This window comes from Paenarthrobacter sp. FR1 (genome assembly GCF_051106045.1).
Lineage (GTDB): Bacteria > Actinomycetota > Actinomycetes > Actinomycetales > Micrococcaceae > Arthrobacter > Arthrobacter nitroguajacolicus_A.
The window spans coordinates 70,845-94,056 of the sequence record NZ_JBPFSF010000013.1; the positions used below are offsets into that span (position 1 = coordinate 70,845).

Annotated in this window: 24 protein-coding genes; 3 read left to right on the forward strand and 21 right to left on the reverse strand. The window is 64.2% G+C overall.

Annotated elements, in window-relative coordinates:
* Nucleotides 1-35 precede the first annotated feature (35 nt).
* From ACR30Z_RS20315 to ACR30Z_RS20345, 7 genes are read right to left on the reverse strand one after another with little or no spacing between them, the layout of a single operon-like run.
* Nucleotides 36-491 (reverse strand): molybdenum cofactor biosynthesis protein MoaE, encoded by a 456-nt coding sequence (locus ACR30Z_RS20315; protein ID WP_144652197.1) that lies wholly within the window; start codon nt 489-491, stop codon nt 36-38.
* Nucleotides 481-978, reverse strand: a complete 498-nt coding sequence (locus ACR30Z_RS20320) for a MogA/MoaB family molybdenum cofactor biosynthesis protein (RefSeq protein WP_144652198.1) — start codon at nt 976-978, stop codon at nt 481-483. The genes ACR30Z_RS20315 and ACR30Z_RS20320 overlap by 11 nt, the downstream gene beginning before the upstream one ends.
* The gene (gene moaC, locus ACR30Z_RS20325; RefSeq protein WP_144652199.1) at nt 975-1,520 is read right to left on the reverse strand and encodes a cyclic pyranopterin monophosphate synthase MoaC; all 546 of its coding nucleotides are present in this window, start codon (nt 1,518-1,520) and stop codon (nt 975-977) included. The genes ACR30Z_RS20320 and moaC overlap by 4 nt, the downstream gene beginning before the upstream one ends.
* Entirely contained in the window at nt 1,508-2,734 is a 1,227-nt protein-coding gene (locus tag ACR30Z_RS20330) for a molybdopterin molybdotransferase MoeA (protein ID WP_434374413.1), read from the reverse strand. The genes moaC and ACR30Z_RS20330 overlap by 13 nt, the downstream gene beginning before the upstream one ends.
* Before the next feature lie 58 nt (nt 2,735-2,792).
* Nucleotides 2,793-4,340 carry a molybdopterin-dependent oxidoreductase gene (locus ACR30Z_RS20335; protein ID WP_434374439.1) on the reverse strand — a complete coding sequence of 516 codons (1,548 nt, stop codon included), beginning with the start codon at nt 4,338-4,340 and terminating at the stop codon, nt 2,793-2,795.
* Between the two features lie 53 nt (nt 4,341-4,393).
* A complete protein-coding gene (locus ACR30Z_RS20340) occupies nt 4,394-5,659 on the reverse strand; it encodes a sensor histidine kinase (RefSeq protein WP_434374414.1) in 1,266 nt (421 codons plus the stop codon).
* Nucleotides 5,646-6,392 carry a response regulator transcription factor gene (locus tag ACR30Z_RS20345; RefSeq protein WP_434374415.1) on the reverse strand — a complete coding sequence of 249 codons (747 nt, stop codon included), beginning with the start codon at nt 6,390-6,392 and terminating at the stop codon, nt 5,646-5,648. The genes ACR30Z_RS20340 and ACR30Z_RS20345 overlap by 14 nt, the downstream gene beginning before the upstream one ends.
* 150 nt (nt 6,393-6,542) lie before the next feature.
* Between ACR30Z_RS20345 and moaA the strand changes: the two genes are divergently transcribed.
* The gene (gene moaA / locus ACR30Z_RS20350; RefSeq protein WP_434374416.1) at nt 6,543-7,670 is read left to right on the forward strand and encodes a GTP 3',8-cyclase MoaA; all 1,128 of its coding nucleotides are present in this window, start codon (nt 6,543-6,545) and stop codon (nt 7,668-7,670) included.
* A gap of 4 nt (nt 7,671-7,674) precedes the next feature.
* Entirely contained in the window at nt 7,675-7,941 is a 267-nt protein-coding gene (locus ACR30Z_RS20355; protein WP_144652202.1) for a MoaD/ThiS family protein, read from the forward strand.
* 13 nt (nt 7,942-7,954) lie between these two features.
* On the opposite strand, the gene ACR30Z_RS20360 is transcribed toward ACR30Z_RS20355, so the two are convergent.
* The 8 genes from ACR30Z_RS20360 to truB all read right to left on the reverse strand — a co-directional run bounded on the left by ACR30Z_RS20360 (nt 7,955) and on the right by truB (nt 15,702).
* Nucleotides 7,955-8,416, reverse strand: a complete 462-nt coding sequence (locus ACR30Z_RS20360) for a DUF1579 family protein (protein WP_144652203.1) — start codon at nt 8,414-8,416, stop codon at nt 7,955-7,957.
* 107 nt (nt 8,417-8,523) lie between these two features.
* Entirely contained in the window at nt 8,524-9,867 is a 1,344-nt protein-coding gene (locus ACR30Z_RS20365) for a M16 family metallopeptidase (protein ID WP_144652204.1), read from the reverse strand.
* A gap of 81 nt (nt 9,868-9,948) precedes the next feature.
* A complete protein-coding gene (locus tag ACR30Z_RS20370) occupies nt 9,949-12,201 on the reverse strand; it encodes a polyribonucleotide nucleotidyltransferase (RefSeq protein ID WP_144652205.1) in 2,253 nt (750 codons plus the stop codon).
* Between the two features lie 240 nt (nt 12,202-12,441).
* Nucleotides 12,442-12,711: a 30S ribosomal protein S15 gene (gene rpsO, locus ACR30Z_RS20375; RefSeq protein ID WP_144652206.1), complete on the reverse strand. Its 270-nt coding sequence runs from the start codon at nt 12,709-12,711 to the stop codon at nt 12,442-12,444.
* 160 nt (nt 12,712-12,871) lie between these two features.
* Complete coding sequence (locus ACR30Z_RS20380) at nt 12,872-13,855, reverse strand: bifunctional riboflavin kinase/FAD synthetase (RefSeq protein WP_144652207.1); 984 nt, start codon at nt 13,853-13,855, stop codon at nt 12,872-12,874.
* Between the two features lie 88 nt (nt 13,856-13,943).
* Nucleotides 13,944-14,378 carry a hypothetical protein gene (locus ACR30Z_RS20385; protein ID WP_244296812.1) on the reverse strand — a complete coding sequence of 145 codons (435 nt, stop codon included), beginning with the start codon at nt 14,376-14,378 and terminating at the stop codon, nt 13,944-13,946.
* A gap of 20 nt (nt 14,379-14,398) precedes the next feature.
* Nucleotides 14,399-14,752 carry a hypothetical protein gene (locus ACR30Z_RS20390; protein WP_434374417.1) on the reverse strand — a complete coding sequence of 118 codons (354 nt, stop codon included), beginning with the start codon at nt 14,750-14,752 and terminating at the stop codon, nt 14,399-14,401.
* A gap of 2 nt (nt 14,753-14,754) precedes the next feature.
* Nucleotides 14,755-15,702, reverse strand: coding sequence for a tRNA pseudouridine(55) synthase TruB (truB, locus tag ACR30Z_RS20395; protein WP_434374418.1), 948 nt, complete (start codon nt 15,700-15,702; stop codon nt 14,755-14,757).
* A gap of 34 nt (nt 15,703-15,736) precedes the next feature.
* Here truB and ACR30Z_RS20400 point away from each other — a divergent pair, with 34 nt between their 5' ends.
* Nucleotides 15,737-16,897, forward strand: coding sequence for a pyridoxal phosphate-dependent aminotransferase (locus ACR30Z_RS20400; protein WP_434374419.1), 1,161 nt, complete (start codon nt 15,737-15,739; stop codon nt 16,895-16,897).
* An 11-nt stretch (nt 16,898-16,908) separates the two neighbouring features.
* On the opposite strand, the gene ACR30Z_RS20405 is transcribed toward ACR30Z_RS20400, so the two are convergent.
* The 6 genes from ACR30Z_RS20405 to rimP form a co-directional block, all read right to left on the reverse strand.
* The gene (locus ACR30Z_RS20405; RefSeq protein WP_144652212.1) at nt 16,909-17,391 is read right to left on the reverse strand and encodes a nucleoside deaminase; all 483 of its coding nucleotides are present in this window, start codon (nt 17,389-17,391) and stop codon (nt 16,909-16,911) included.
* Nucleotides 17,392-17,474: 83 nt separating this feature from the next.
* Nucleotides 17,475-17,978 (reverse strand): 30S ribosome-binding factor RbfA, encoded by a 504-nt coding sequence (rbfA, locus tag ACR30Z_RS20410; RefSeq protein WP_144652213.1) that lies wholly within the window; start codon nt 17,976-17,978, stop codon nt 17,475-17,477.
* A 77-nt stretch (nt 17,979-18,055) separates the two neighbouring features.
* Nucleotides 18,056-20,920 carry a translation initiation factor IF-2 gene (gene infB / locus ACR30Z_RS20415; protein WP_434374420.1) on the reverse strand — a complete coding sequence of 955 codons (2,865 nt, stop codon included), beginning with the start codon at nt 20,918-20,920 and terminating at the stop codon, nt 18,056-18,058.
* Nucleotides 20,921-21,072: 152 nt separating this feature from the next.
* Nucleotides 21,073-21,414 (reverse strand): YlxR family protein, encoded by a 342-nt coding sequence (locus tag ACR30Z_RS20420; protein ID WP_144652215.1) that lies wholly within the window; start codon nt 21,412-21,414, stop codon nt 21,073-21,075.
* A 195-nt stretch (nt 21,415-21,609) separates the two neighbouring features.
* On the reverse strand, nt 21,610-22,590 hold the full coding sequence (gene nusA / locus ACR30Z_RS20425; protein WP_144652216.1) for a transcription termination factor NusA: 981 nt from the start codon (nt 22,588-22,590) through the stop codon (nt 21,610-21,612).
* Complete coding sequence (gene rimP, locus ACR30Z_RS20430) at nt 22,590-23,201, reverse strand: ribosome maturation factor RimP (RefSeq protein ID WP_144652217.1); 612 nt, start codon at nt 23,199-23,201, stop codon at nt 22,590-22,592. Before rimP ends, nusA begins: the two co-directional genes overlap by 1 nt.
* Nucleotides 23,202-23,212 lie beyond the last annotated feature (11 nt).

The window sequence follows — 23,212 nt, forward strand, 5'->3', positions numbered from 1 at the left end:
CCGGGCCGGGCCCCGGCAGGAACCGTGACTGACGCCTACTCCCCCGCCCCCACCCACTCCACGGTGCCGTCCGTGAAGAACTGTTCCTTCCAAATGGGGACCTGCTCTTTGATCCTGTCCACCAGCTCCGAACAAACCGCGAACGCCTGGCCACGGTGGGCAGCGGCTACGGCACACACCAGCGCTGGATCACCGATCTCCAGCATGCCGATCCTGTGGGCAGCCCAGATGCGGACAGGCTGGGCGGCTTCGCCCGAGTGCTCGGCGACCAGCTGCGCCACGACGTCCGACATGATCTGGTGGGCTGTTGGATGCGCGCTGTAGCTCAGCCGGTCCACGGCCTTGCCACCGTCGTGGTTGCGGACCACGCCACTGAAGCTGACCACGGCTCCGGCTGTGTCCGATTCAACAGCCCTGATGGCCTGATCAACGGAAATGGGCTCGGCGCTCAGGACAGCGCTCACAACTTCGAAGTCCGTTTCAGTGCCCATGGCTTCCTTCCAATTGTTCGCAGAGGTGCCCAATCACGGGATCCAGGACAGCCAGTCCGTCCATGACACCCTTGGGAGAACCGGGCAGGTTGATGATAAACGTCTTTCCCGCAGCTCCGGCGTGGCCGCGGCTCAGCATGGCCATGGGGGTCTTGGCGGTACCCGCACGCCGGATGCCCTCCATGATCCCCGGAATTTCGCGTTCGAGGAGCGGCAACGTCATCTCCGGCGTGCGGTCATCCGGGCTAAGGCCCGTTCCGCCGCTGGTAATGACCACGGCGGGTTCCTGCGTCAGGAGTGCCCGCAACGCAGCGCCTACGGGTTCGCCGTCCGGGACCACCATGGTGGGGAAGGTGTCGAAGCCGTGCTCCTTGAGCCAGTCAAGAATGATCGGACCCGTCTCGTCGGTGTAGATCCCTGCCGCCGCGCGCGTTGACGCAATGACGACGCCGGCCTTCCGCTGCGCGTTCGGCTCGCATGCGCTCATGCGCCCGCCTCCGTTGGGGTTGCCTCGCCGGACACTGCGTCACTGGACACTGCCCAGTCGCCGCTCTTTCCACCACTCTTGGCAAGAACGCGAATGTCGGTCAGCACTGCATGTTTGTCCACGGCCTTGATCATGTCGTATACGCTCAGGGCCGCTACGGACGCGGCGGTCAGCGCTTCCATTTCGACGCCGGTCACGCCGCGGGTCTTCACGGTGGCCAGTACTCCTACGGAGTCGACGCCAAGCTCGAAGTCCACGGTGACTTTGGAGATCGGCAACGGATGACAGAGCGGGATCAGCTCAGGGGTCTTCTTTGCCGCCATGATCCCGGCGACCCGCGCTACGGCCAGCGCATCACCCTTGGGCAGCTCACCGGCCCCCAGCAAGGCCAGTACGTTGGGCGTGCTGCGGACGGTAGCTGTGGCGGTGGCTTCGCGGGTGGTGACCGCCTTTGCAGAGACATCCACCATCTGCGCGGTGCCGTCCTGCCTGAGGTGGGTCAGTCCACCGGAAGTATCGGGATTTTGGTTCACAGCATCCATACTTCCACTTCGGCTCCTTCGTCGAGTTCCGTGACGTCCCCGGGGATCTGCACCAAGGCGTTGGCGCGGGCCAGCGCGTGGACCAGATGGGAGCCGGGGCCGCCTTCCATCCGGACCGAGCCATCAGGCTCAACGGTTCCGCGTCGGACTTGGTGCTTTCCGTGGGGGGAGGTTACCGGCTCCGCCAAGCTTAAATTCCGGACGGGCCGCGGCGCCGGAGCCCCCAGGACCTCCGAAAGGGCGGGCCGGAGGAACATCTCGAAGGAAACCAGGCAGCTCACGGGATTCCCGGGAAAGCCAAGGAACGGCACGTCATTGAAGGTGCCCAGGCCCTGCGGTCCACCCGGTTGCATGGCCACAGGCAGGAAATCCACGGGGTGGCCGGACATTGCTTGGCGGACCACTTCATAGGCCCCCTTGCTCACACCGCCGGTAGTCACGATGACGTCAACCGGGTTGTCCGCGGGGTCGGTATGGCTGCGAAGGACCGTCACCAGGCTGGTGGGGTCGTCGTCGGAAATACCCGCACGGACCACAGCCAGGCCGGCTTGGCGCATGGACGCTTCCAGGAGAGTCCCGTTGGAATCGAAGATCTTCCCGGCAGTGAGTTCCTCCCCCGGCTCCACCACCTCGTCGCCGGTGGTTACCAGGAGAACCCGGAGAGGCTGACGCACTTCGACTGTTGTCATGCCCAGCGCCGCCAGCAAGCCAAGCTGCGCAGGTCCCAGCAGGGTGCCTGACGGCAGGGCCAGCGCCCCCTCTTCGATGTCGCTGCCGCGGTTCCGCACATACGTGCCAGAAGCGACGGCAGGAAGATCAACAACCGCGTCCCGGGCTGTGGCGTCCGGGAAGGTGTCAGGGGTGGCCTTCTCGATAGGTACGACGGCGTCGGCGCCCTCCGGAATCATGGCCCCGGTCATGATCGGGGCGGCAAAGCCCGGCTTCAGTGCTGCAGGCGCGGCACCCGCCGGAACCGGCGCCGCTACCCAGAGCTCCGCACCGGCGTCGGGAATGTCCTTGGAGCGGACGGCAAAGCCGTCCATTTGGGAATTGTCGAACGGCGGCAGCGGGATGGGTGCGTGAACGTCCACGGCGAGCGCGCCTCCCAAGGCTTCCAGAAGCGGCAGGCGATGGCTTGCCCTGGCTGCGGTGGCGCCGGTCAGCAGTTCCACCACTGCCTGGCGATGGGCTGCAACAGATCTGGGCACGGACATCCTCCTGTAGGGACACGTTGGCTTCCGGGAAAAACCCGAACGTACCCAGAGTAGGTCCTCAGCCCACCTTCACGCTGATGGTGTGGTACCCCGTGGCGCCATCCGGGGCTACGGGAGCCTTGTCTTCGGTCTGGGGTTCGCCGGTGGCATCAGTGGCCCTTACTTGGACTTCGTAGTCGCCTTGGGTGAGGTCGATTCCGAGCTGCCATTGGTACCAGGTATCGGCGGAAATCGCGCTGCCAAGCGTTGCCTTCCGCCAGGGACCGCGGTTGACGCGAAGCTCCACCCGCTCGATGCCACGATGCTGCGCCCACGCCACTCCACCAAACTGAACCGTTCCGGGCTGGACTGTCCGTCCGCTGCGGGGAACATCGATGCGCGACTGCGTCTTGATGGGTCCGTGGTCGCTCCAGCCACGGGGTGTCCAATAGGCGGTGTCGTCGGCGAAGCGGGTGACCTTGAGCTCTGTGAGCCATTTGGTGGCGGAGACGAATCCGTAGAGGCCGGGCACGATCATCCGTACCGGGAAGCCGTGTTCCAACGGCAGCGGCTCGCCATTCATGCCCACTGCCAACAGCGCGTCCCTGCTGTCAGTCAGTGCCTCCAAAGGGGTACTGGCCGTCCAGCCGTCATTGCTGGTGGAGAGCACCATGTCTGACCCGGCTTTGGGCCCGGCCATCGCGAGGAGTTCCCTGACGGGCCAGCCGAGCCACAGGGCATTGCCGATGAGGTCGCCGCCCACGTTGTTGGACACGCAGGCGATGGTGATGTGCCGCTCCGTCATGGGCTTGGCCAAGAGCGTGGCAAAGTCCAGCTCGATCTCCCGGTCCACCATTCCGGTGACCTTCAGTTTCCAGGCGGGCGGGTCAATCGCCGGGACCGTCAGGGCGGTATCGATCCGGTAGAAGTCGTCATTGGGGGTCACCAAGGGACTGATGCCCTCCACGGACAAGCTTGCCCCGGCGGGGATTGCCTGAGGCGGCGTTGCAGGCTCCGGAAGCGTCATGGAGCCCCGGAACCCCGAGGCCACCGCCGTGGCGCGCGTGAGCACGGCAGTCACTGTCCCGGCGACCGCAGCTGCCAAGGAGGTTCCCGCCACGGCGTTCAGGAAGCTGCGCCGCGCCAATGGTGCGGGTTCGCTCCCCCGCTCGGCCGATATTTCATCAGACGGCGCCCACGTGGCGAGCCTTCGGATCAGCATTCGCAGCAGCAGCATGGTGGCAACCGCTCCGACGATGGGTGCCAGCGCGGCCTGCGGCCCGGCTTGCGCACGGGTCACGACGGCGGTCAGTCCCGCCGCGCCGGCCAGTCCCGCCAGTGCCAGCCCCAGACCCGTCCGGCGACGTTCCAGGGCCCCTGCCAGCGCCGCAAGTATCCCGGCGACGATTCCGATGGAGGCAAGCAGAACGATCTTGTCGGCCGTACCGAACAGTTGCACTGCCAGGTCCTTGACCCCGGGCGGCACGGCGTCGATCACGGCACCACCGAGCGCCGTGACGGGTGAAACCAACGGGCTGAGAAGGCCTGCAGCCAGCTCTCCCGCAGCGATTCCTGCCGCCCCTGCCGCCAAGCCCGAGCCAGCAGCCCAAAGAACAGGCCTGTGCATGGTGGGCCTTCTTGTGGTGGGCCTGGTTGTGGTGGTGCTGCCTGTGGGCGTACTCATGATGTGCCTCCAAGGCGGTTAGTGGCTGAAGCAGTCGGGAGGCTTTCTCCCACCAGTGCATCCGGCGGGGCCAGTGCGTCCGGCGGGGCCAGTGCGTCCGGCGGGAGTGATCCAGCCGGAAGTGACAGCGCAAAGCGGCAACCGCCGTCGACGTTGTTGACCGCGACCGAACCGCCGTGGGCCTTCACAATGCCCGCCACCATGCTGAGTCCGATGCCGGCGCCGCTGTAACTCCCCTGCAGCGCTTCCCGTGTGCCCCGTGAAGGGTCTTTCTGCCAGCCGGTTTCAAACAAGTGCGGGAGGTCCTCCTCCGGAATGCCGCCACAGTGGTCGCGTACGGCGATCACTGCGTTGCTGCCCTCCCGTCCGACGCTGATCCTGACATCGGAGTCCGGCCGGCTGTAGAGAATGGCGTTGAGCAGGACGTTCCGCACAGCCCGGGCAAGGCTTGGCCCGTCGGCAACGGCCATGCACTCACGGTCCCCACCGCCGTCGAGCCTGATGCCACGCTTCGCGGCCAAGGGGGCCAGATCGGAGAGCGCATCGCTGACGAGGTCGTAGAGGTCCAGCGGTTCGGCACGCAGGCGGAGACTGCCGGCCTGGATCTTGGACAGTTCCAGGAGGTCGTTGACCATGGCGGTCATCTGTTCCGTCTGCCCGATGATTTTCCGGTAGTAGCCGCGCACGTCGGATGCCATGCCGTCCTCAAGGGCTTCGGTCATGGCGCGCATACTGGCCAAGGGTGTGCGGAGGTCGTGGGAAATCCACGAAACGAGTTCACGTCGTGCAGTTTCAATGGCCGCTTCGCGTTCCCGGGATTCGGCCAGGCTGCGGCTGCTTGCCTCAAGTTCCTGGGCGAGTTCGGCAAGTTCGGAGGTCATGGCGGGGGCGGCCCCCTTGACCTCCGCGATGGTGTGGTCCAACGTTTCGCCCCGGCCAAGACGCCGGGCAGCATCCACCAGCCGGGCAGCGTTCCGGGACACTCCCGCGCCCAGCATGAGGGACAGCGCAACCGCAACGGCTGATGCCATGGCAAGGATGTACCACATGACTTCGAGGTCCCGGGCGGAGATGAACATCGCGTTGAAGGCACTGACCATCCCCGCCACCAGAACGGCAACCGTGGCCACCACCACCAAGCAGATTTGCGCGAGCACGGAGGCCCGCCGAAGAACCCGCAGGAGCAGCAGCGTTGCAGCGCCAATGAGCATCGCCCAGAAAAGGACCCACGCCAGGATGGTCCACAGCTCACTGCCCTCCATGGTCGGCCTTCTTCCCCTCGGAGCTGTCATCGAACCGGTAGCCAACGCCCCAGACGGTCTTGAGCAGTTCGGGCTTGGTGGGATTGGCCTCGATCTTCTCCCGGAGGCGCCTGACATGGACGGTGACCGTGGAGAGGTCACCGAAGTCCCAACCCCAGACCGCCTTGATGAGATCCTCCCTGCTGAATACCTGGTTGGGTCTCCGCATCAGGAAAGCCAGGAGGTCGAACTCGCGGACAGTCAGGGAAAGTGGCACGCCGCGGTGGCTCACCGTCCGGGACGCGGGATCAAGTTCGAGTCCGGCCGCTTCCACCGGAGGTTCCGGCGTGAATTCCTTGATGCTCCGGCGCAGCACGGACTTGACCCGGAGGACCAGTTCCCGGGGCGAGAACGGTTTGGTGACGTAATCGTCCGCGCCTACTTCCAAACCCAGGATCCTGTCATCCTCGGTTCCCAGGGCGGTGACCATAATGACCGGCACGCTCATGGTTTGGCGGAGTCGCCGGCACACCTCCACGCCGTCCAAGCCCGGCAGCATACGATCAAGGATTACAAGGTCCGGGCGACGCGCCGCGGCAACTTTCAGGGCAGTGAAGCCATCGCCGGCCATGTCCACCTGGAAACCCGCCTTCAAAAGATAGTCGCGAACAACATCGGCGATGGTCTGCTCGTCCTCGACCAGGAGGATGCGACGGTTCCCTGGCTCCGCTGATGATGCCGTATGTGTGGTCACGCTTTCAGCATAGGTTTGCTGGTGGTCCTCGGCACCCGATACGGGCACCCCGGGCACAAGCGTATGGAATTTGTAAGAAGTGGGGCGCGGGGAAACTGTGTGACTGTAACCGGTGTCACCAATCCAGCCGGGGTGGCGTAGCCTGAATTTATGAGTGTTCAGTTGGGCATGCCGGTGCCCCCTTCGGGAGGTACCCAAAGTAGCGCGGCAGTACCGCCGCCGCGGCCTGCCGGCACGCCCGCCGGGTTGTGGGACCGCTATGGCCGACGAGCCACGGACATGCGGTTGTCCCTCACGGACAAGTGCAATCTGCGGTGCACGTACTGCATGCCTGCCGAAGGCCTGGAGTGGCTTTCCAAGCAGGCGGTCATGACCGGCGATGAGATCGTCCGGTTGGTGCGCATCGGTGTCAACGCCCTGGGCGTGCGGGAACTGCGGCTCACCGGCGGGGAGCCCCTGGTACGCGCCGATCTGGTGGACATCATCGCCGGCATCCGCGCCGACCACCCGGATCTCCCGATCTCCATGACCACCAATGGGGTAGGCCTGGACAAAAAAGCTGTCGCCTTGAAGGCGGCCGGCCTGACCCGGATCAACGTTTCCCTGGATTCCCTGCACGAGGAGACATTCACCAAGCTCACCCGGCGCCCTTTCCTGGACAGGGTCCTCGCCGGCGTGGATGCTGCCTGGGCTGCCGGCCTGGGTCCAGTCAAGCTCAACGCCGTGCTCATGCGCGGCATCAACGACGCCGAGTCCCCGGACCTCCTTGCTTGGGCTCTGGACCGCGGCTACGAACTCCGCTTCATCGAGCAGATGCCGCTCGATGCCGACCACGGCTGGACCCGCCGCAACATGATCACGGCCGCGGAGATCCGCGAATTATTGTCCCGCGACTTCGTTCTGGGCCCGGACCCCCGGGAGCGCGACGGCGCCCCCGCCGAACGCTTTGAAGTGCGACGCCGGGACACGGCAACAGGCGTCGCCTCCGGTCCGGTCCTCGGTACAGTTGGCATCATTGCGTCGGTCACTGAGCCGTTTTGCTCCGACTGCCGCCGAACCCGCATCACCGCCGAGGGCAAGATCATGAGTTGCCTGTTCTCGCGCGAGGAATTCGACCTCCTCGGACTCCTCCGCGAAGGAGCCACGGACGCCGAACTTGCGGAGCGCTGGCAGGACGCCATGTGGGTCAAACCCAAAGCCCACGGCATGGACCACACGGGTCTCGGCGCGGCGGACTTCGTCCAGCCGGACCGCAGCATGAGCGCAATCGGAGGCTGAAATTTTGCTCGTCCGTTACTTCGCTGCCGCACGCGCGGCCGCAGGCGTCGAGGAAGAGTTCCACGCACTTCCGGCAGGCACCAGCCTGGAGGGCCTGCTGGAGGCCGCCCTCGCCGTCGAACGTCCTTCACCTCCCGAAGGCACGCCGCCGCTTGCCCGGATCGTTGCGCGGAGCAGTTTCCTGCGCAACGAGGTAGCCGTTCGGGATCGTGCGGCGCCACTTGGAGCGGACGATGTGATCGACGTCCTGCCGCCTTTCGCCGGAGGCTAGGACCGCACCGAGGTCACACCCTCCGGAAGACGCTCTTCAGCAGGGGGCTGAACCCGGCAGTCCCTTCGAGCCGCACATCGGCCGTGTGCACCAGGACGCCGTCCTCCACACGGAACGTATGCCTGGCAACCCCGTCAGTCGTTCGCCGATCCAGAGTCAACGTGCCGGCAGTCCACGTCCCGCGGACTGGGCTGGCCGGTGGCCTGCCCATGCTGTCCACGTAGTACCAGAGCGTCTCTCCATGGTCACGGTCCACGGTGAACATGCCGTGGCCCTCAAAATGTGCGCCGTCGGCTTCACGGTGCCGGTAGCTCTGAACCACCGCGTATCCGCCGGCGGCCTTGGTGAACACCACCTCTGCCTCAGCCGTCCGAGCAGATCCCCACGGCGATGCGGCGATCTCCGTGATGCCCCGCCAGTGACCGATGAAGTCCCGCAGTATCTCCGCAGCCTGGCCGCTTGAGGGCAGTTCCATCACGTCTCCAATGTCGAACAGGGCAGCATCATCACCGTGTGATCATGCTGCCCTGTTGAGAGTGCGTGCGTCCAGAGCCTAGGGACGTAACGGGTGGTTGGAAGTTCTCAGAGGCCGAAGGTCTCGGTTTCCTCGAACGGACCCACCACTGTGATGGTCCGGGGAGCTGCAGCGAGTTCGCGCGCAAGGTCCTGAACGTCTTCCACTGTCACGGCCTGGATGCGTGCCAGGGTTTCGTCGATGTCCTGGAATTCTCCGGATACCAGCTCTGCCCGGCCCAAGCGTGACATCCGAGACCCCGTGTCCTCTAGCGCAAGAACAATCCCGCCGCTGAGCTGGCCCACGGCCTTCCTGAGCTCTTCCTCGGTGATCCCATCCTTGGCGAGTTTGTCCAGTTCCACGCCCAGGAGCTCCAGCACCTGCCGGACCTTCGACGGCGTGCATCCGGCGTACATTCCAAAGTATCCGGCGTCTGCATAAGCGGCCGTGAAGGAATACGTGGAGTACACCAGGCCGCGCTTCTCCCGGATCTCCTGGAACAGCCTGGAGGACATTCCTCCGCCGAGAACAGCGTTGAGCACGCTCATGACGAAACGGCGATCGTCGGTGGCAACAATGGTGGGGCAACCCATGATGATGTTGGCCTGCTCCACGGGGCGCTTGACCACGTGGAGGCCCGACGTGCCGGTGATGACGGCCCGGTCGGTCCCGCGGCGCTTCACCGGAGCCGCTTCAGCGTCCAGTTGCCAGCCGGCAGCCTCCAACGCATCAAGCACCAGCTCGCAGACAACATCGTGGTCCAAGCCACCGGCGGCGGTGATGACGAGTTCTTCAGGGCGGTAGTAGCGCTGGTAGTGCTCCCACACCGAATCCCTTGCCACGGCCTTGATGGCATCCGGGGTTCCCCCAATGGGGCGGGCCAGTGGGTGGTTGCCGAGGACGGCCGCCACGAATTTTTCATGCGCGACGTCGGTTGGGTCATCGCTGTCCATAGCGATTTCCTCGAGGATGACGTCTCGCTCCTGCTCCAATTCCGCAGGATCAAGGACCGCGCCGGTGATCATGTCCGCAATGACATCGATGGCCATGGGAAGGTCTGTGTCCAGCACCCGGGCGAAATAGCACGTGCTTTCCTTTGCCGTTGCGGCGTTGGACTCACCGCCGACTTCGTCAAAGGCCGAGGCGATCTCCAAGGCTGTGCGCCTCTTGGTGCCCTTGAACAACAGGTGCTCAAGGAAGTGTGTGGAACCGTGCTGGCCGTCCGCTTCGTCGCGCGAGCCGACTGCAACCCAGAACCCGATGGTCGCCGACCGCTGACCGGGCATGGCCTCGGTCAGGACGCGCACGCCGCCGGGCAGGACAGAGCGGCGGACCACGGATCCGCCTTCGGCGCCATGGATCAATTCGCCACCGGGAAGCGTCTGTTCCAGCGGCAAGGGTACGACAGTCATTAAGGCCTTTCGGGTTAAGGCCGGAAGGGCCGGTGGAGCTTTTTCAAGCCCACCGGCCCCGCCGGGTGTACTGCTAACAGACTACTCTGCGGACTCTACAACGGCCTCGGCCGGAGCGTCCTCGGAAGCTGCGCCTTCTTCCTCGGCAACAACCGGGGAGAGGGAGAGCTTTCCACGGTCGTCGATCTTGGTGATCTCGACCTGGACCTTCTGGCCAACGGAGACGACGTCATCAACGTTGTCCACGCGCTTGCCATTGGCCAGTTTGCGGAGCTCGGAGATGTGCAGCAGGCCGTCCTTGCCCGGGGTAAGGGAAACGAAGGCGCCGAAGGTGGTGGTCTTGACGACCGTTCCCAGGTAGCGCTCACCGATTTCCGGGACCTGCGGGTTGGCGATGGCGTTGATGGCGGAACGTGCTGCGTCTGCAGACGGACCGTTGGTGGCGCCGATGTAGACCGTGCCGTCATCTTCAATGGAGATGTCCGCGCCCGTGTCTTCCTGGATCTGGTTGATCATCTTGCCCTTGGGGCCGATGACCTCGCCGATCTTGTCCACGGGAATCTTCACGGCGATGACACGCGGTGCGAACTCGGAGAGCTCGTCCGGGGTGTCGATCGCTGCGTTGATGACCTCGAGGATGTGGAGGCGTGCTTCGCGGGCCTGCTTCAGGGCTGCTGCCAGCACGGAAGCGGGGATGCCGTCGAGCTTGGTGTCCAGCTGGATGGCCGTGACGAACTCGGATGTACCGGCAACCTTGAAGTCCATGTCGCCGAAGGCATCTTCGGCGCCGAGGATGTCGGTCAGTGCGGCGTAGCGGGTCTGGCCGTCAACCTGGTCGGACACCAAGCCCATGGCGATACCTGCAACAGCTGCCTTCAGCGGCACACCAGCGTTGAGCATGGAGAGCGTCGACGCACAGACTGAACCCATGGACGTCGAACCGTTGGAACCGAGGGCCTCGGATACCTGGCGGATGGCGTAAGGGAACTCTTCGCGGGTCGGCAGAACCGGAACCAAGGCGCGCTCTGCAAGGGCACCGTGGCCGATTTCGCGGCGCTTCGGGGAACCGACGCGGCCGGTCTCGCCGGTGGAGTACGGCGGGAAGTTGTAGTTGTGCATGTAGCGCTTGCGCGTTACCGGCGACAACGAGTCGATCTGCTGTTCCATCTTGAGCATGTTCAGCGTGGTGACGCCCATGATCTGGGTTTCGCCGCGCTCGAAGATGGCGGAACCGTGAACGCGGGGAAGAACCTCGACCTCAGCGGTCAGCTGGCGGATGTCCGTCAGGCCACGGCCGTCGATACGGACCTGGTCCTTCAGGATGCGCTGGCGGACAACGTGCTTGGTGACCGAGCGGAATGCCGCGGACAGTTCCTTCTCGCGACCCTCAAAGGTGCCGGCAAGGGCGCCAAGGACTTCGTCCTTGAGCTCGTCGGAGGCGTTGTCGCGCTCCTGCTTGTCAGCGATCTGGAAGACAGCAGCCAGCTTGTCAGCAGCAGCAGCCTCAACAGCGGCGTAGACATCGTCCTGGTAATCGAGGAAGACCGGGAACTCAACGGTGGGCTTGGCAGCGCGGGCTGCCAGGTCTGCCTGTGCTTCGCAGAGAGCCTTGATGAACGGCTTGGCAGCCTCCAGGCCCTCGGATACAACCTCTTCGGTGGGGGCGGTTGCGCCCTGTTCCTTGATGAGGTTCCAGGAGTTGTCCGTGGCTTCGGCTTCAACCATCATGATGGCGACATCGTCACCGGCAATGCGGCCTGCAACAACCATGTTGAATACGGCGTTCTCAAGCTGGGAGTGCTTGGGGAAAGCAACCCACTGCGAACCCTGCTCGTCGGCGATCAGGGCAACGCGGACGCCGCCGATCGGACCGGAGAACGGAAGGCCGGAAAGCTGCGTGGACATCGAGGATGCGTTGATGGCAACGACGTCGTAGAGCTCATCCGGGTTGATGGCCAGAACGGTGACGACGATCTGGACTTCGTTGCGCAGGCCCTTAACGAAGGCCGGACGCAGCGGGCGGTCCATGAGGCGGCAAGCCAGGATGGCTTCCGTGGAGGGACGGCCTTCGCGGCGGAAGAACGAGCCCGGGATACGGCCTGCGGCGTACATACGCTCTTCAACGTCCACCGTCAGGGGGAAGAAGTCGAAGCCCTCGCGTGGCTGCTTGCCTGCGGTGGTGGCGGAGAGCAGTGCGGTGTCTTCGTCGATGTAGACCATCGAAGCGCCGGCTGCCTGCTTGGCAAGGCGACCGGTTTCGAAGCGAATGACGCGCTTGCCAAAACGGCCGTTGTCGATGATGGCTTCGGAGAACTGGATTTCGGGACCCTCCATAGAGAGTCACCTCCGTTTCTGTTAGCGGAAGTCCGCCGCATCAACCCAGGCCTCTTCTTTTTTCCTGGCCTGTACGACACCCGGTCATCGATCGAGATCCACGGGCGCCATCGTCACAGATGGCCTTCCCGGGAATCACTACCGAGGACCGCGAATGCGCGATGCGGTTGATTCCTGTTTTTAGTTGTTGGTGAAGAAGGCGGCCCGCCCCGCAAACGAGGGGGCCGCCCTCAAGGCAGACTAGCGGCGCAGGCCGAGACGCTCGATGAGCGAACGGTAGCGGGCAATGTCAGTGTTCTTCAGGTAGGAAAGCATGCGCTTGCGACGACCAACCATGGCCAGCAGACCGCGCTGGGTGTGGAAGTCGTGCTTGTGCTCCTTCATGTGCTCAGTCAGATCCTTGATCCGCTGAGTCAGGACTGCAACCTGAACCTCGGGCGAACCGGTGTCGCCTTCAGAGGTTGCGTATTCCTTGATGATGGACTGCTTTACAGCGGCGTCAAGTGCCACGTGAACTCCTAGAGTTGTGCCGTGCCTCCCGGTGCAGCGCCTCGCTGACGGGTTGCCCTTGGTACGTTGCCGCACACAAAAACAGGTCCAGCCGCCACGGACTGCAGCCGGATCCACTCATCAGTTTACCGGCACGTCAGCGGTGTTGTCGAAATACCGGCTAACGGGCGGTCAACAGCTCGTGGGCTTGGGCAACGTCAAGGCACATTTGCTCCACCAATGCCTCGGGTCCACGGTAGGCCACCATGCCCCGGAGGCGCTGGGTGAATTCGACAGCCACGGTCTGGCCATAGAGGTTGAAGTCCTCCACGTCCTCCTCCGGGCGGTCAATGACGTGAGCTTCCACTTGCCGGCTGACGCCGTCGAAGGTGGGGTTGGAACCAACCGAAATGGCGGCGGGCCACCGCGTTCCGGCCTGGTCGATCAGCCATCCCGCATAGATGCCGTCCGCAGGGACGTACCCCGTGGAGTCATGGGAGAGATTCGCAGTGGGAAACCCGAGGTCCCTGCCGCGCGCAGCGCCATGGACCACTTCGCCGCGCATGCGGTGCGGGCGGCCAAGCACTGCGGCTGCAGTCACCACGTCGCCTTCGGACAAGGCTTCCCGCACCCAGGTGGAGGAACAGCGGCGGTCGGCGTCGCCGTCGTCGTGGACCGGAAATCCCCCCGCGCCGTACTCGTTGACAACCTCAACCCCAAACCCGAGTTGATTGCCCAATTCCTGCATGGTGACGACGTCGCCGGCATTGCCGGCTCCGAAGCGGAGATCGTGGCCCACCACCAGGTGTGCGGCATGAAGTCCGTCGAGAAGAACGTCCTGGACAAACTCCACAGGCGTCATGGCGGCGAGGTCCAGGGTGTACTTCATGACCAGCACGGCATCCACACCGGTGTCGGCCAGGGCATCGAGTTTGTCCTGGAGTCCCATGATCAGCTCCGGAGCGGAGTCCGGTCGGTGCACCTGGGCAGGATGGGGATCGAAGGTCACGGCCACCGAGGGGATGTTATGACGCTTGGCGCTGCCCGTCAGTTGGGCGAGAACATGTTGGTGTCCGCGATGGACGCCGTCGAAGTTCCCGATGGTAACGACAGTAGGTCCGAAGTCCTTGGGGACTTCAGTGGGATCGTTCCAGATGTGGACCATCAACCTCGCCTTTTACTGCAGATATTCGTTCCGCCCGGCAACCTCCCGGCGCCGGAACATTCTAAGGTTACCCGCAAGGGTGCCCGGCTCAGGACGGCCGGCGCTTGTTCAGCCACAGGAGTCCAAGGATCGGCAGCACCAGTGGCACGAAGCCATAACCACGCCCGAACAGCGACCACACGGTGTCATGCGGGAACGCGACCGGGTCAAAGAGGCTGATTGCGCCAACCACCAGAACGCCAATGAGCTCCGTGAGCACGGCTGCCACCGAAACCTTGAACCAGGTGCGGCCCGGCTTGGCCAGGGAAATGGTGGCCACGATATAGACGACGGCGGCGAACGCCGACAGGATGTGCGCCAGCGGAGCTTCGGCAAACTTGGTGGCAATCTGGTAGCCGGCACGGGCAGTCGCCGAAAGCGCGAACACGGCGTACACCGCGATGAGCAGGCGACCCGGACCCGTGTTGCGGGTGTCCTTCTGCTGCGGCTGCTGGCTCGCAGAGTTTGTCTCGGTTCCAGTCACGTTGTGTTCTTCCTTCAAGGTCAGTACCAGATCTGGTTCATGCGGGCGGCCATGACAAGCACGGTGACGCCCACGGCGGCCAGGACAAAGTTGCTCCAGCGCGTGCGTTCAAGGATCGCCCAGTAGACGGCACCCAACGGGATCATGAGGGCTGTGATCAAGTAGCCCCAGAACTCCCACGCCTCACCGGCAATTTGCTCACCCATGGCAACACGGACGATCGATCCCACCAAATACACCACCAGCACCAGCTCCACGGCGAGCACGGAGAAGATCGTGGGGTCATTTGGGGCCTTCTTCATCAAACCGGCCACGACGCACATGATCGTGGACACCAATCCGACGATCAGGATGGCGTAAAAGTATCCGTCCATACCTACTTTGCCTGTCCTGTTCCTGCGTCTGTCCCCGACCCCGGTCCTGTGCCCGGGGCAAAAACCAGCACGGGTTTTGCGAAGGTCCCGGTATCTGCCAGCAGCGCTACCAGCTCCCCCGACGGCGCAAACGCTGCGGCAGGATTGTCAGCCGTGGCCGCGCCCGGCGTGCCTGCCCCGGGGCCGGCAGCAATGCGGCGCCCAAAGGAGATCTCGGTTGTCTCTTCGTCGCTCAGTTCCCTGTTGGGCATGAGGGCGCGTGCGGCCAGTGACATGTCCAGAACTTCGAGCTCTTCAGCCAGTTCCTCGAGGGTGCGGGCTTGGTCAAGGGTGTACGGACCCACCTGGGTCCTGCGCAGGGCCGTAAGATGGCCGCCGACGCCCAAGTCGTTGCCGAGGTCACGGGCCAAGGCCCTGATGTACGTTCCGGAAGAACACTCCACAGTGACATCAACGTCCACTACCCTGCCGCCGTCCACACGGTTGATGGAGTGGATGTCGAAGCGGTGGATGGTGACCGGGCGGGCAGCGAGCTTAACCTCTTCGCCGGAGCGGACGCGGGCGTAGGAACGTTCGCCGTTGACTTTGATGGCGCTGACGCTGCTGGGCACCTGCTGGATGGGACCGGTCAGCGCGGCAACGCCGGCTGCGATGGCGTCGTCGGTGACATCCGCCGCGCTGCGGGCCTCCGTGACCTCGCCTTCGGCGTCGTCCGTGATGGTGCTTTCGCCGAGCCTGATGGTGGCGGTATACGTCTTGGACGTGCCTACGATGTACGTCAGCAAGCGGGTTGCCTTGTTGATGCCGAGCACCAGAACACCGGTAGCCATGGGATCAAGCGTGCCTGCGTGACCCACTTTCCGGGTACCGGCCAGCCGCCGCATCCGGCCAACCACATCATGGCTGGTCCATCCCTGCGGTTTGTCAACGATTACCAGTCCAGAAAGCACGCTTACCAGTATATGGGTGGCTAGGATGGCTCCCATGCCTGAGCTTGCCGCGCACGTCCGCGACGTACCCGTGAACCAGATCCGCGAAATCACCGAAGCCGCGTGGTCCACCCCCGGAGCTATCGTCCTCAGCATCGGGGAACCGGGCTTTGCGCTGCCGCGCCATGTCCTGGACGCCGGCATCGACTGCCTGGACCGGGATGAGACCAACTACACACCGAATGCCGGGATTCCTGCCCTCCGCAAGGCTTTTGCTGCCCGCTTCCGGGAACAGCAGGGCGTGGACATTGGTGCTGAACGGGTCTATGTGGTGGACGGCGCCCAGCAGGGCCTGCATTTCGCCATGAGCCTGCTCCTCTCCCCCGGCGACGAAATCCTCATTCCGAACCCCGGGTACCCCACGTTCGCGATGACCAGCCGGCTCCTGCACGCTGTTCCCGTGCAGTATCCGCTGTATCCGCACAACGACTTCCAGCCACATATCGAGGACATCGAGGCCCTCATCAACGCGCGGACCAAGGTCCTGATGCTGAACTCGCCGTCCAATCCCTTGGGCGCCGTCATCAGCGAAGAAGCTGTCCGGGATTTGGTTGACCTGGCTGTCCGCCACGACCTCTGGATCATCTCCGACGAGTGCTACGAGGCGTTTACGTTCGATGTACCCCATGTCAGTCCTGCCCGCTTTGACAGCGTCGTTCCGGGCCAAGCGAGGGTCTTCACGTCCCTGACACTCTCCAAGACGTATGGGCTCACGGGCCTTCGCATCGGCGCGTTGGTCTGCCCGCCGGGGCTGGAGCAGAAGATGAACAACGTCATGGAGTCCATCGTGTCCTGCGTCGCTTCGCCCTCGCAATATGCCGCGCTGGCCGCACTGACCGGCCCACAGGACTACGTGGCCAGGGCGCGCGACCACTATCGGAGCAATCGGGATGCAGCGTCGGCGGTGCTTGCAACCAAGGGAATCCCGTACCTCGGAGCGCAGGGAGCCTTCTACCTGTGGGCCGACGTCTCGCACCTGAGCGGAGGGGACGTCCGCGCCTGGGTGCGTAAATTCCTGGCCGATTCCGGCGTGTCGTTCGCGCCGGGTACTGCGTTCGGGTCCATCGGCGAGGACTGGATCAGGATTGCCCTCTGCGGCGGGCAGGATGACCTGCTCGACGGCGTCAATCGCCTCCCGGCGCGAGCTGGGGTTTAGGCGGGCCGGCCCTAGTAAGCCGTACGCCGTGCGTGGTTCCGCCACGCCTCGAACGGCTCGTCGGACGCGGCCAGCTCGGCATGCTCCACGGGAAGAAGCTCGGGCCTGTCACCACTGAAATATTCGTAGAACAAGGCGTCGTCGAACCCTGCCCTCGCAGCGCCATGCCTGTCAGCTGCAAAGTAGACCCGCCCGATCCTTGCCCAGAGCGTGGCTGAAAGGCACAGTGGGCAGGGCTCACAGCTGGCATAGAGGACGGATCCGGAGAGGTCGAACTTCCCGATGGCCGCAGCTGCCCTGCGGATCGCCACCACCTCGGCATGTGCCGTGGGGTCGTGGTCCCGGGTCACCCGGTTGACTCCCTCATGGACGGTTCCGTCCGGGGTGACCACGACGGCACCGAAAGGGCCGCCGCCGTCGGAGACGTTTTGCACGGCGAGCCTGATGGCCCGGTTCAGATATTCCTCACGCTGGTGAGCACTGTGCGCCGACATGCTCTGATCCTAACGAGTTTGAGTACAGCTCATGCCCCTAAAACGCAGTCTTAGGGGCATGAGCTGTACAAAAACTTGAGGTTCTAGCGGTTGGCGTCTTCGTCGAGTTCGTTGTCGCCGGAGAGGTCAGTGTCCTCTTCGTCGAAGTCGTCCTCGTCGATGTCCTCCGGGGCATCACCCTTGTAGGGGTCTGCTTCGCCTGCGTGCTTGGCGCTGGCAGCCAATGCGGCTACCTCTGCATCGCGACGCTTGGCTTCACGCAGCAGTTCCTCAAGGTTCGAGGCGTTGACCGGAATCTGGTCAGCTACGAATTCGAGCGTCGGAGTGAGCCGAACAGTGATGTTGCGGCCAACTTCCTGCCGCAGCACACCCTTGGCCTTCTCCAAGGCCCTGGCAGCGTCTGCGTGGGCGATGTCGTCACCAAACACGGTGTAGTAGATGGTGGCGTGCTGAAGGTCGTTGGTGACGCGGGCGTCGGTGACCGTGATGGACTCGACGCGCGGATCCTTGACCCGGCGTCCGAGGGCCTCAGCGACGACGACCTTTATCCGCTGTGCCAGCTTGGCAGCGCGTGCGGGATCAGCCATGACTTCCTCCTGGAAAGTAGAAACGGGTACGGAACGGGTCCGCCGGGGCTACCCGACGGACCCGTTCCAAACGGAACCTAGACGCGCGGCTTTTCGCGCATCTCGAAGGTCTCGATGATGTCGCCTTCAGTGATGTCGTTGAAGGAGCCAAGACCGATACCACACTCGAAGTCGGTGCGGACTTCGGTGGCGTCATCCTTGAAGCGCTTGAGCGTCTCAACGGTGAGGTTGTCACCGATGACCTTGCCGTCGCGGCTGACACGTGCCTTGGTGTTACGGCGGATGATGCCCGTGCGGACGATCGAGCCGGCGATGTTACCGAACTTGGAAGAACGGAAGACTTCGCGTACCTCGGCAGTACCAAGCTGGACTTCTTCGAACTCCGGCTTGAGCATGCCCTTGAGGGCCATTTCGATGTCATCGATTGCTGCGTAGATAACCGAGTAGAAGCGCATGTCCACGCCTTCACGGTCAGCCAGTTCTGCAACACGCTCGGCCGGCTTGACGTTGAAGCCGATGATGATGGCGTTGTCCACCGTTGCCAGGTTGACGTCGTTCTGCGTGATGGCACCCACACCGCGGTGGATAACGCGGAGCTGAACGTCGTCGTCTCCGACGTCGATCTTGAGCAAGGCGTCTTCGAGGGCTTCCACGGCACCGGACACGTCACCCTTGAGGATGAGGTTGAGGGTGTCGATCTTGCCTTCGGCAACGGCCTGGTCGAAGTCTTCCAGGCTGATGCGCTTGCGACGCTTGGCCAGTGCGGCGTTGCGGTCGGCAGCTTCACGCTTCTCAGCGATCTGGCGGGCCGTACGCTCGTCCGGGGTCACCAGGAAGGTGTCACCTGCACGCGGCACGTTGGACAGGCCGAGGACCTGGACGGGGCGGGACGGCAGTGCGACATCGAGTGCCTCACCGTTCTCGTCGAACATGGCACGGACACGGCCGTGGGCCGTACCGGCAACGATCGTGTCGCCGACAGCCAAGGTACCGGACTGGACGAGGACGGTAGCAACCGCACCGCGGCCCTTATCCAGGTTCGCTTCGATGGCAATGCCTCGAGCGTCCTTGTCCGGGTTGGCACGCAGGTCCAGGGCGGCATCGGCCGTCAGCAGGACTGCGTCGATCAGTTCGTCGATATTGAGGTTCTGGCGGGCAGAGACCTCAACGAACATGGTGTCGCCACCGTATTCTTCGGGAACCAGGCCGTACTCGGTCAGCTGGCCCTTGACCTTGTCAGGGTTGGCGCCTTCCTTGTCGATCTTGTTCACTGCGACGACGATCGGCACGTTTGCTGCCTGTGCGTGGTTGAGCGCTTCCACCGTCTGGGGCATAACGCCGTCGTCGGCTGCGACAACCAGGATCGCGATGTCAGTGACCTTGGCACCACGTGCACGCATGGCCGTGAAGGCCTCGTGACCGGGGGTGTCAATGAAGGTGATGTCGCGGGCCGTGCCCTCGTGGACGTGGCTGATCTGGTAAGCACCGATGTGCTGGGTGATACCACCGTGCTCGCCGGCCACAACATTGGAGTTGCGGATGGCGTCGAGCAGGCGGGTCTTACCGTGGTCAACGTGACCCATGACCGTGACAACCGGTGCGCGGGCTTCGAGGACGTCGTCGCCTTCGGCATCGAGTTCGTCCTGGATGTTGATGTCGAACTGGTCGAGCAGTTCGCGCTCTTCATCTTCCGGCGAAACAACCTGGAGCTTGTAGCCAAGTTCGGCGCCAAGCAAACCAAAGGTGTCCTCGTCGAGGGACTGCGTAGCCGTAGCCATCTCACCGAGGTGGAACAGCACGGTCACGAGCGATGCGGGGTTCGCATCGATCTTCTCGGCAAAGTCCGTGATGGACGAGCCGCGACGCAGGCGGATGATGGTCTCGCCATCGCCGCGGGGTACCGATACGCCACCCAGCGACGGAGCACTCATCTGCTCCAGTTCCTGGCGCTTTGCACGCTTCGACTTGCGCTGCTTGCCACGACCGGCGCCGCCCTTGCCGAAGGCACCCTGGGTGCCACCGCGACCGCGGCCACCCTTGCCAAAGCCACCGCCGGCGGGAGCTCCGCCACCGGTACCTGCACCTGGTGCGCCACCGGGACGACCCGGTCCGCCGCCGGGACGGCCTGCGCCACCGGGACGGCCTGCGCCACCCGGAGCCGGACGCTCAGTGCGGTTGGGCATCATGCCCGGAGTAGGACGGTTTCCGCCGCCTGGACCACCGGCGGGGCGCGGAGCACCCGGACGGGGCGCGCCGGGACGCGGAGCGCCCGGACGGGGACCACCGGTGCCTGCTGCGGGACGGGGTCCGCCTGCACCGGCTGCGGGACGGGGACCACCGGGGCGTTCGCCGCGGGGCATGCCCTGGGACGGTGCGAACGGGTTGTTACCCGGACGCGGCGGACGGTCTCCATCGCCGCCACGGCCGCGGGGCATGCCCTGGGACGTAGCAAACGGGTTGTTGCCCGGACGAGGACCGCCCGGACGCGGCGCCTGGCCACCTTGACGCGCCGGAGCCGGAGTCTCTGCCTTGGGAGCAGGGCGGGCACCGGGCTTCGCGGAAACCGGGGTGGACGCGGCGGGAGCAGCGGGTGCTGCAGGTGCCTGTGCTGCAGGTGCCTGTGCCGCAGGTGCCTGTGCTGCGGGAGCCGGAGCTGCCGGAGCGGGGGCTGCAGGGGCCGGAGCCTTCGGTGCTGCAGGTCCGGGAGCCGGAGCGGCCGGACGGGATGCTGCGGGACGGGTTGCCGCGGGAGCGGCTGCGGGCGCGGCGGACTTTGCAGCGCCGGCACCCGGGTAGGCGTCGCGAAGCTTCTTCACGACGGGGGCCTCAATGGTGGAAGAGGCGGAGCGAACGAATTCGCCCAATTCCTGCAGTTTGGTTACTGCATCTTTGGAAGTAATACCGAGCTCTTTGGCGAGCTCATGTACGCGGACCTTGGCCACATTTCTCCTGTCTCGGTCCGCACCGAGCCAGGCACGAACCGTCTACTTCTTACTGCGGGCCTTCGCCGCTTGCGCGAGTGAAAGGCCCATTGCAGAGCGCAACAAAGTTGTCATCGTTACGCACTCATCGCTGGGAACTCATCGGGTTTCCATCAGTTTTCTGACCCGCTTTCAGGTTTGGACGGTTTTCCCGTGGGGGCCTGGGCCTCCACGAGTGGCGTACCCGGCATCAGGTAACGTTCAACGGCGCCCGTTTCGGCAGCGCCCGCGAGGGCCCTTCCGAAAGCGCGCCGCTTGATTGCCAATGCCAAGCACTTTTCGCTGGGGTGCAGCCACGCACCCCTGCCGGCCATCCGGCGTCGAACATCCACCAGGACAGCGGATGAACCGTTGCCTTGGGCGACGAGCCGGACAAGCTCGGACCGGGAACCTTGTTTCCGGCATCCGATGCACGTGCGAACAGGCCCAAGGCCATGATCGAGCAGTTCAGCCACGATGTGTCCAACCTGCCTTACGCTACTGGCGCCCGACGGCCCCTGACCTGCACATGCAGCTGAGGCACGCCAAAGCGCACGGATACCGGACGTAAGCCCGGTTCCATCTAGTCTAGCCCCCGGCCCGGTACTCCCGAAACCAGGAACGCCGCCAGCGCGGCGCCAAACCGGCGGCATGGGCCGCCGGTTGAACCGCTAGTCGGTCTTGACTGGAGCGGCGTCCGAGACGATATCGATGCGCCACCCGGTCAGCTTGGCTGCAAGCCGCGCGTTCTGGCCTTCCTTGCCGATGGCCAGCGACAGCTGGTAGTCCGGCACGACGACGCGGGCCGAACGGGTTGCTTCATCCGTGATAGTGACGGAATTCACTCTCGACGGCGACAACGAGTTGGCGATGAAGGTCGCGGGGTCGTCGCTGAAGTCGACGATGTCGATCTTTTCGTCATTGAGTTCCGTCATGACTGCGCGGACACGCGAACCCATTTCACCGATGCAAGCACCCTTGGCGTTGACGCCCGGGGTGTTTGCCTTGACGGCAATCTTGGTACGGTGGCCGGCCTCGCGGGCAAGTGCCACGATCTCCACGGAGTGGTCCGCGATCTCGGGCACTTCCATTTCGAACAACTTCCGGACCAGCCCGGGGTGTGAACGGGACAGCGTGATGGACGGACCCTTGGCACCGCGGTGGACATCCACCACGAACGCGCGCAGGCGGCTTCCGTGGAGGTACTTTTCTCCGGGAACCTGTTCGGGTGGCGGCAGCAGTGCCTCAACAGCTCCAAGGTTGACCTGGATCATGTGCGGGTTGTTGCCTTGCTGGATCATGCCTGCCACGAGTTCGCCTTCGCGGCCCTTGAACTCGCCCAGCACGTTGTCGTCCTCAACATCGCGCAGGCGCTGCAGGATGATCTGGCGGGCAGTGCTGGCAGCGATTCGACCGAAACCCGCCGGAGTGTCTTCGAACTCGCCGATCGGCTCGCCGTCGTCATCGATTTCAGTGGCCCAGATGGTCACGTGCCCGCTCTTGCGGTCCAGTTCGGCGCGAGCCTTCTCAAAGGCGCCGGGCGTCTTGTGGTACGCCACCAACAGTGCTTGCTCGATGGTGGGAATCAGGAGATCCAGCGGGATTTCACGCTCACGCTCCAGGAGTCTCAGTGCGCTCATGTCAATATCCATTAGGCCTCCTCGGAAGGTCCGTTGTGCTCGTCTTCCAGCGCAGCCTCGTGGAGGTGGCTGAATTCAATCTCGACTTTTCCTTGGCGGATCCTGTCGAAAGGAATAGTGATGGGGTCGCCCTGCTTGGGCTTCATTCCCTTTTTGACCTCGTGCTCGGGGATGAGCGTCACGTCGTGGTCACCAACGGAAGCGATCCGGCCCAAGAGGTTGTCGCCCTGGATGACATTGACCCTGACCATGCGTCCGCGGGCGCGGTGCCAGTGGCGCGGTTCCGTCAGGGGGCGGCCGACTCCCGGAGAGGAAACCTCAAGGTCGTACGGACGGCCGTCATCATGGGGATCGTTGTCCAGAATATCGGACAGCCCGCGGGAGACGTCGGCGATGGCGTCGAGGCTGACGCCGCCGGTCTCCTCCTGCGGCAGGTCCACGACAACGTGGACCGTGCGGTGTGAACCGGCTACGTGGATGGAAACATCCTCAAGGTAGAGCCTGCTGGCAAGGACGGCCGGTTGGAGCAGCGCCTTAAGCCTGCTCTCTTCCGGGTTGTGGATGGTGGCCGTTGAGTTCGAATCAGAACGGTCTGTTGAAGTCGTGGCTTCCGAGTCACTCACGTTGCCCGCCG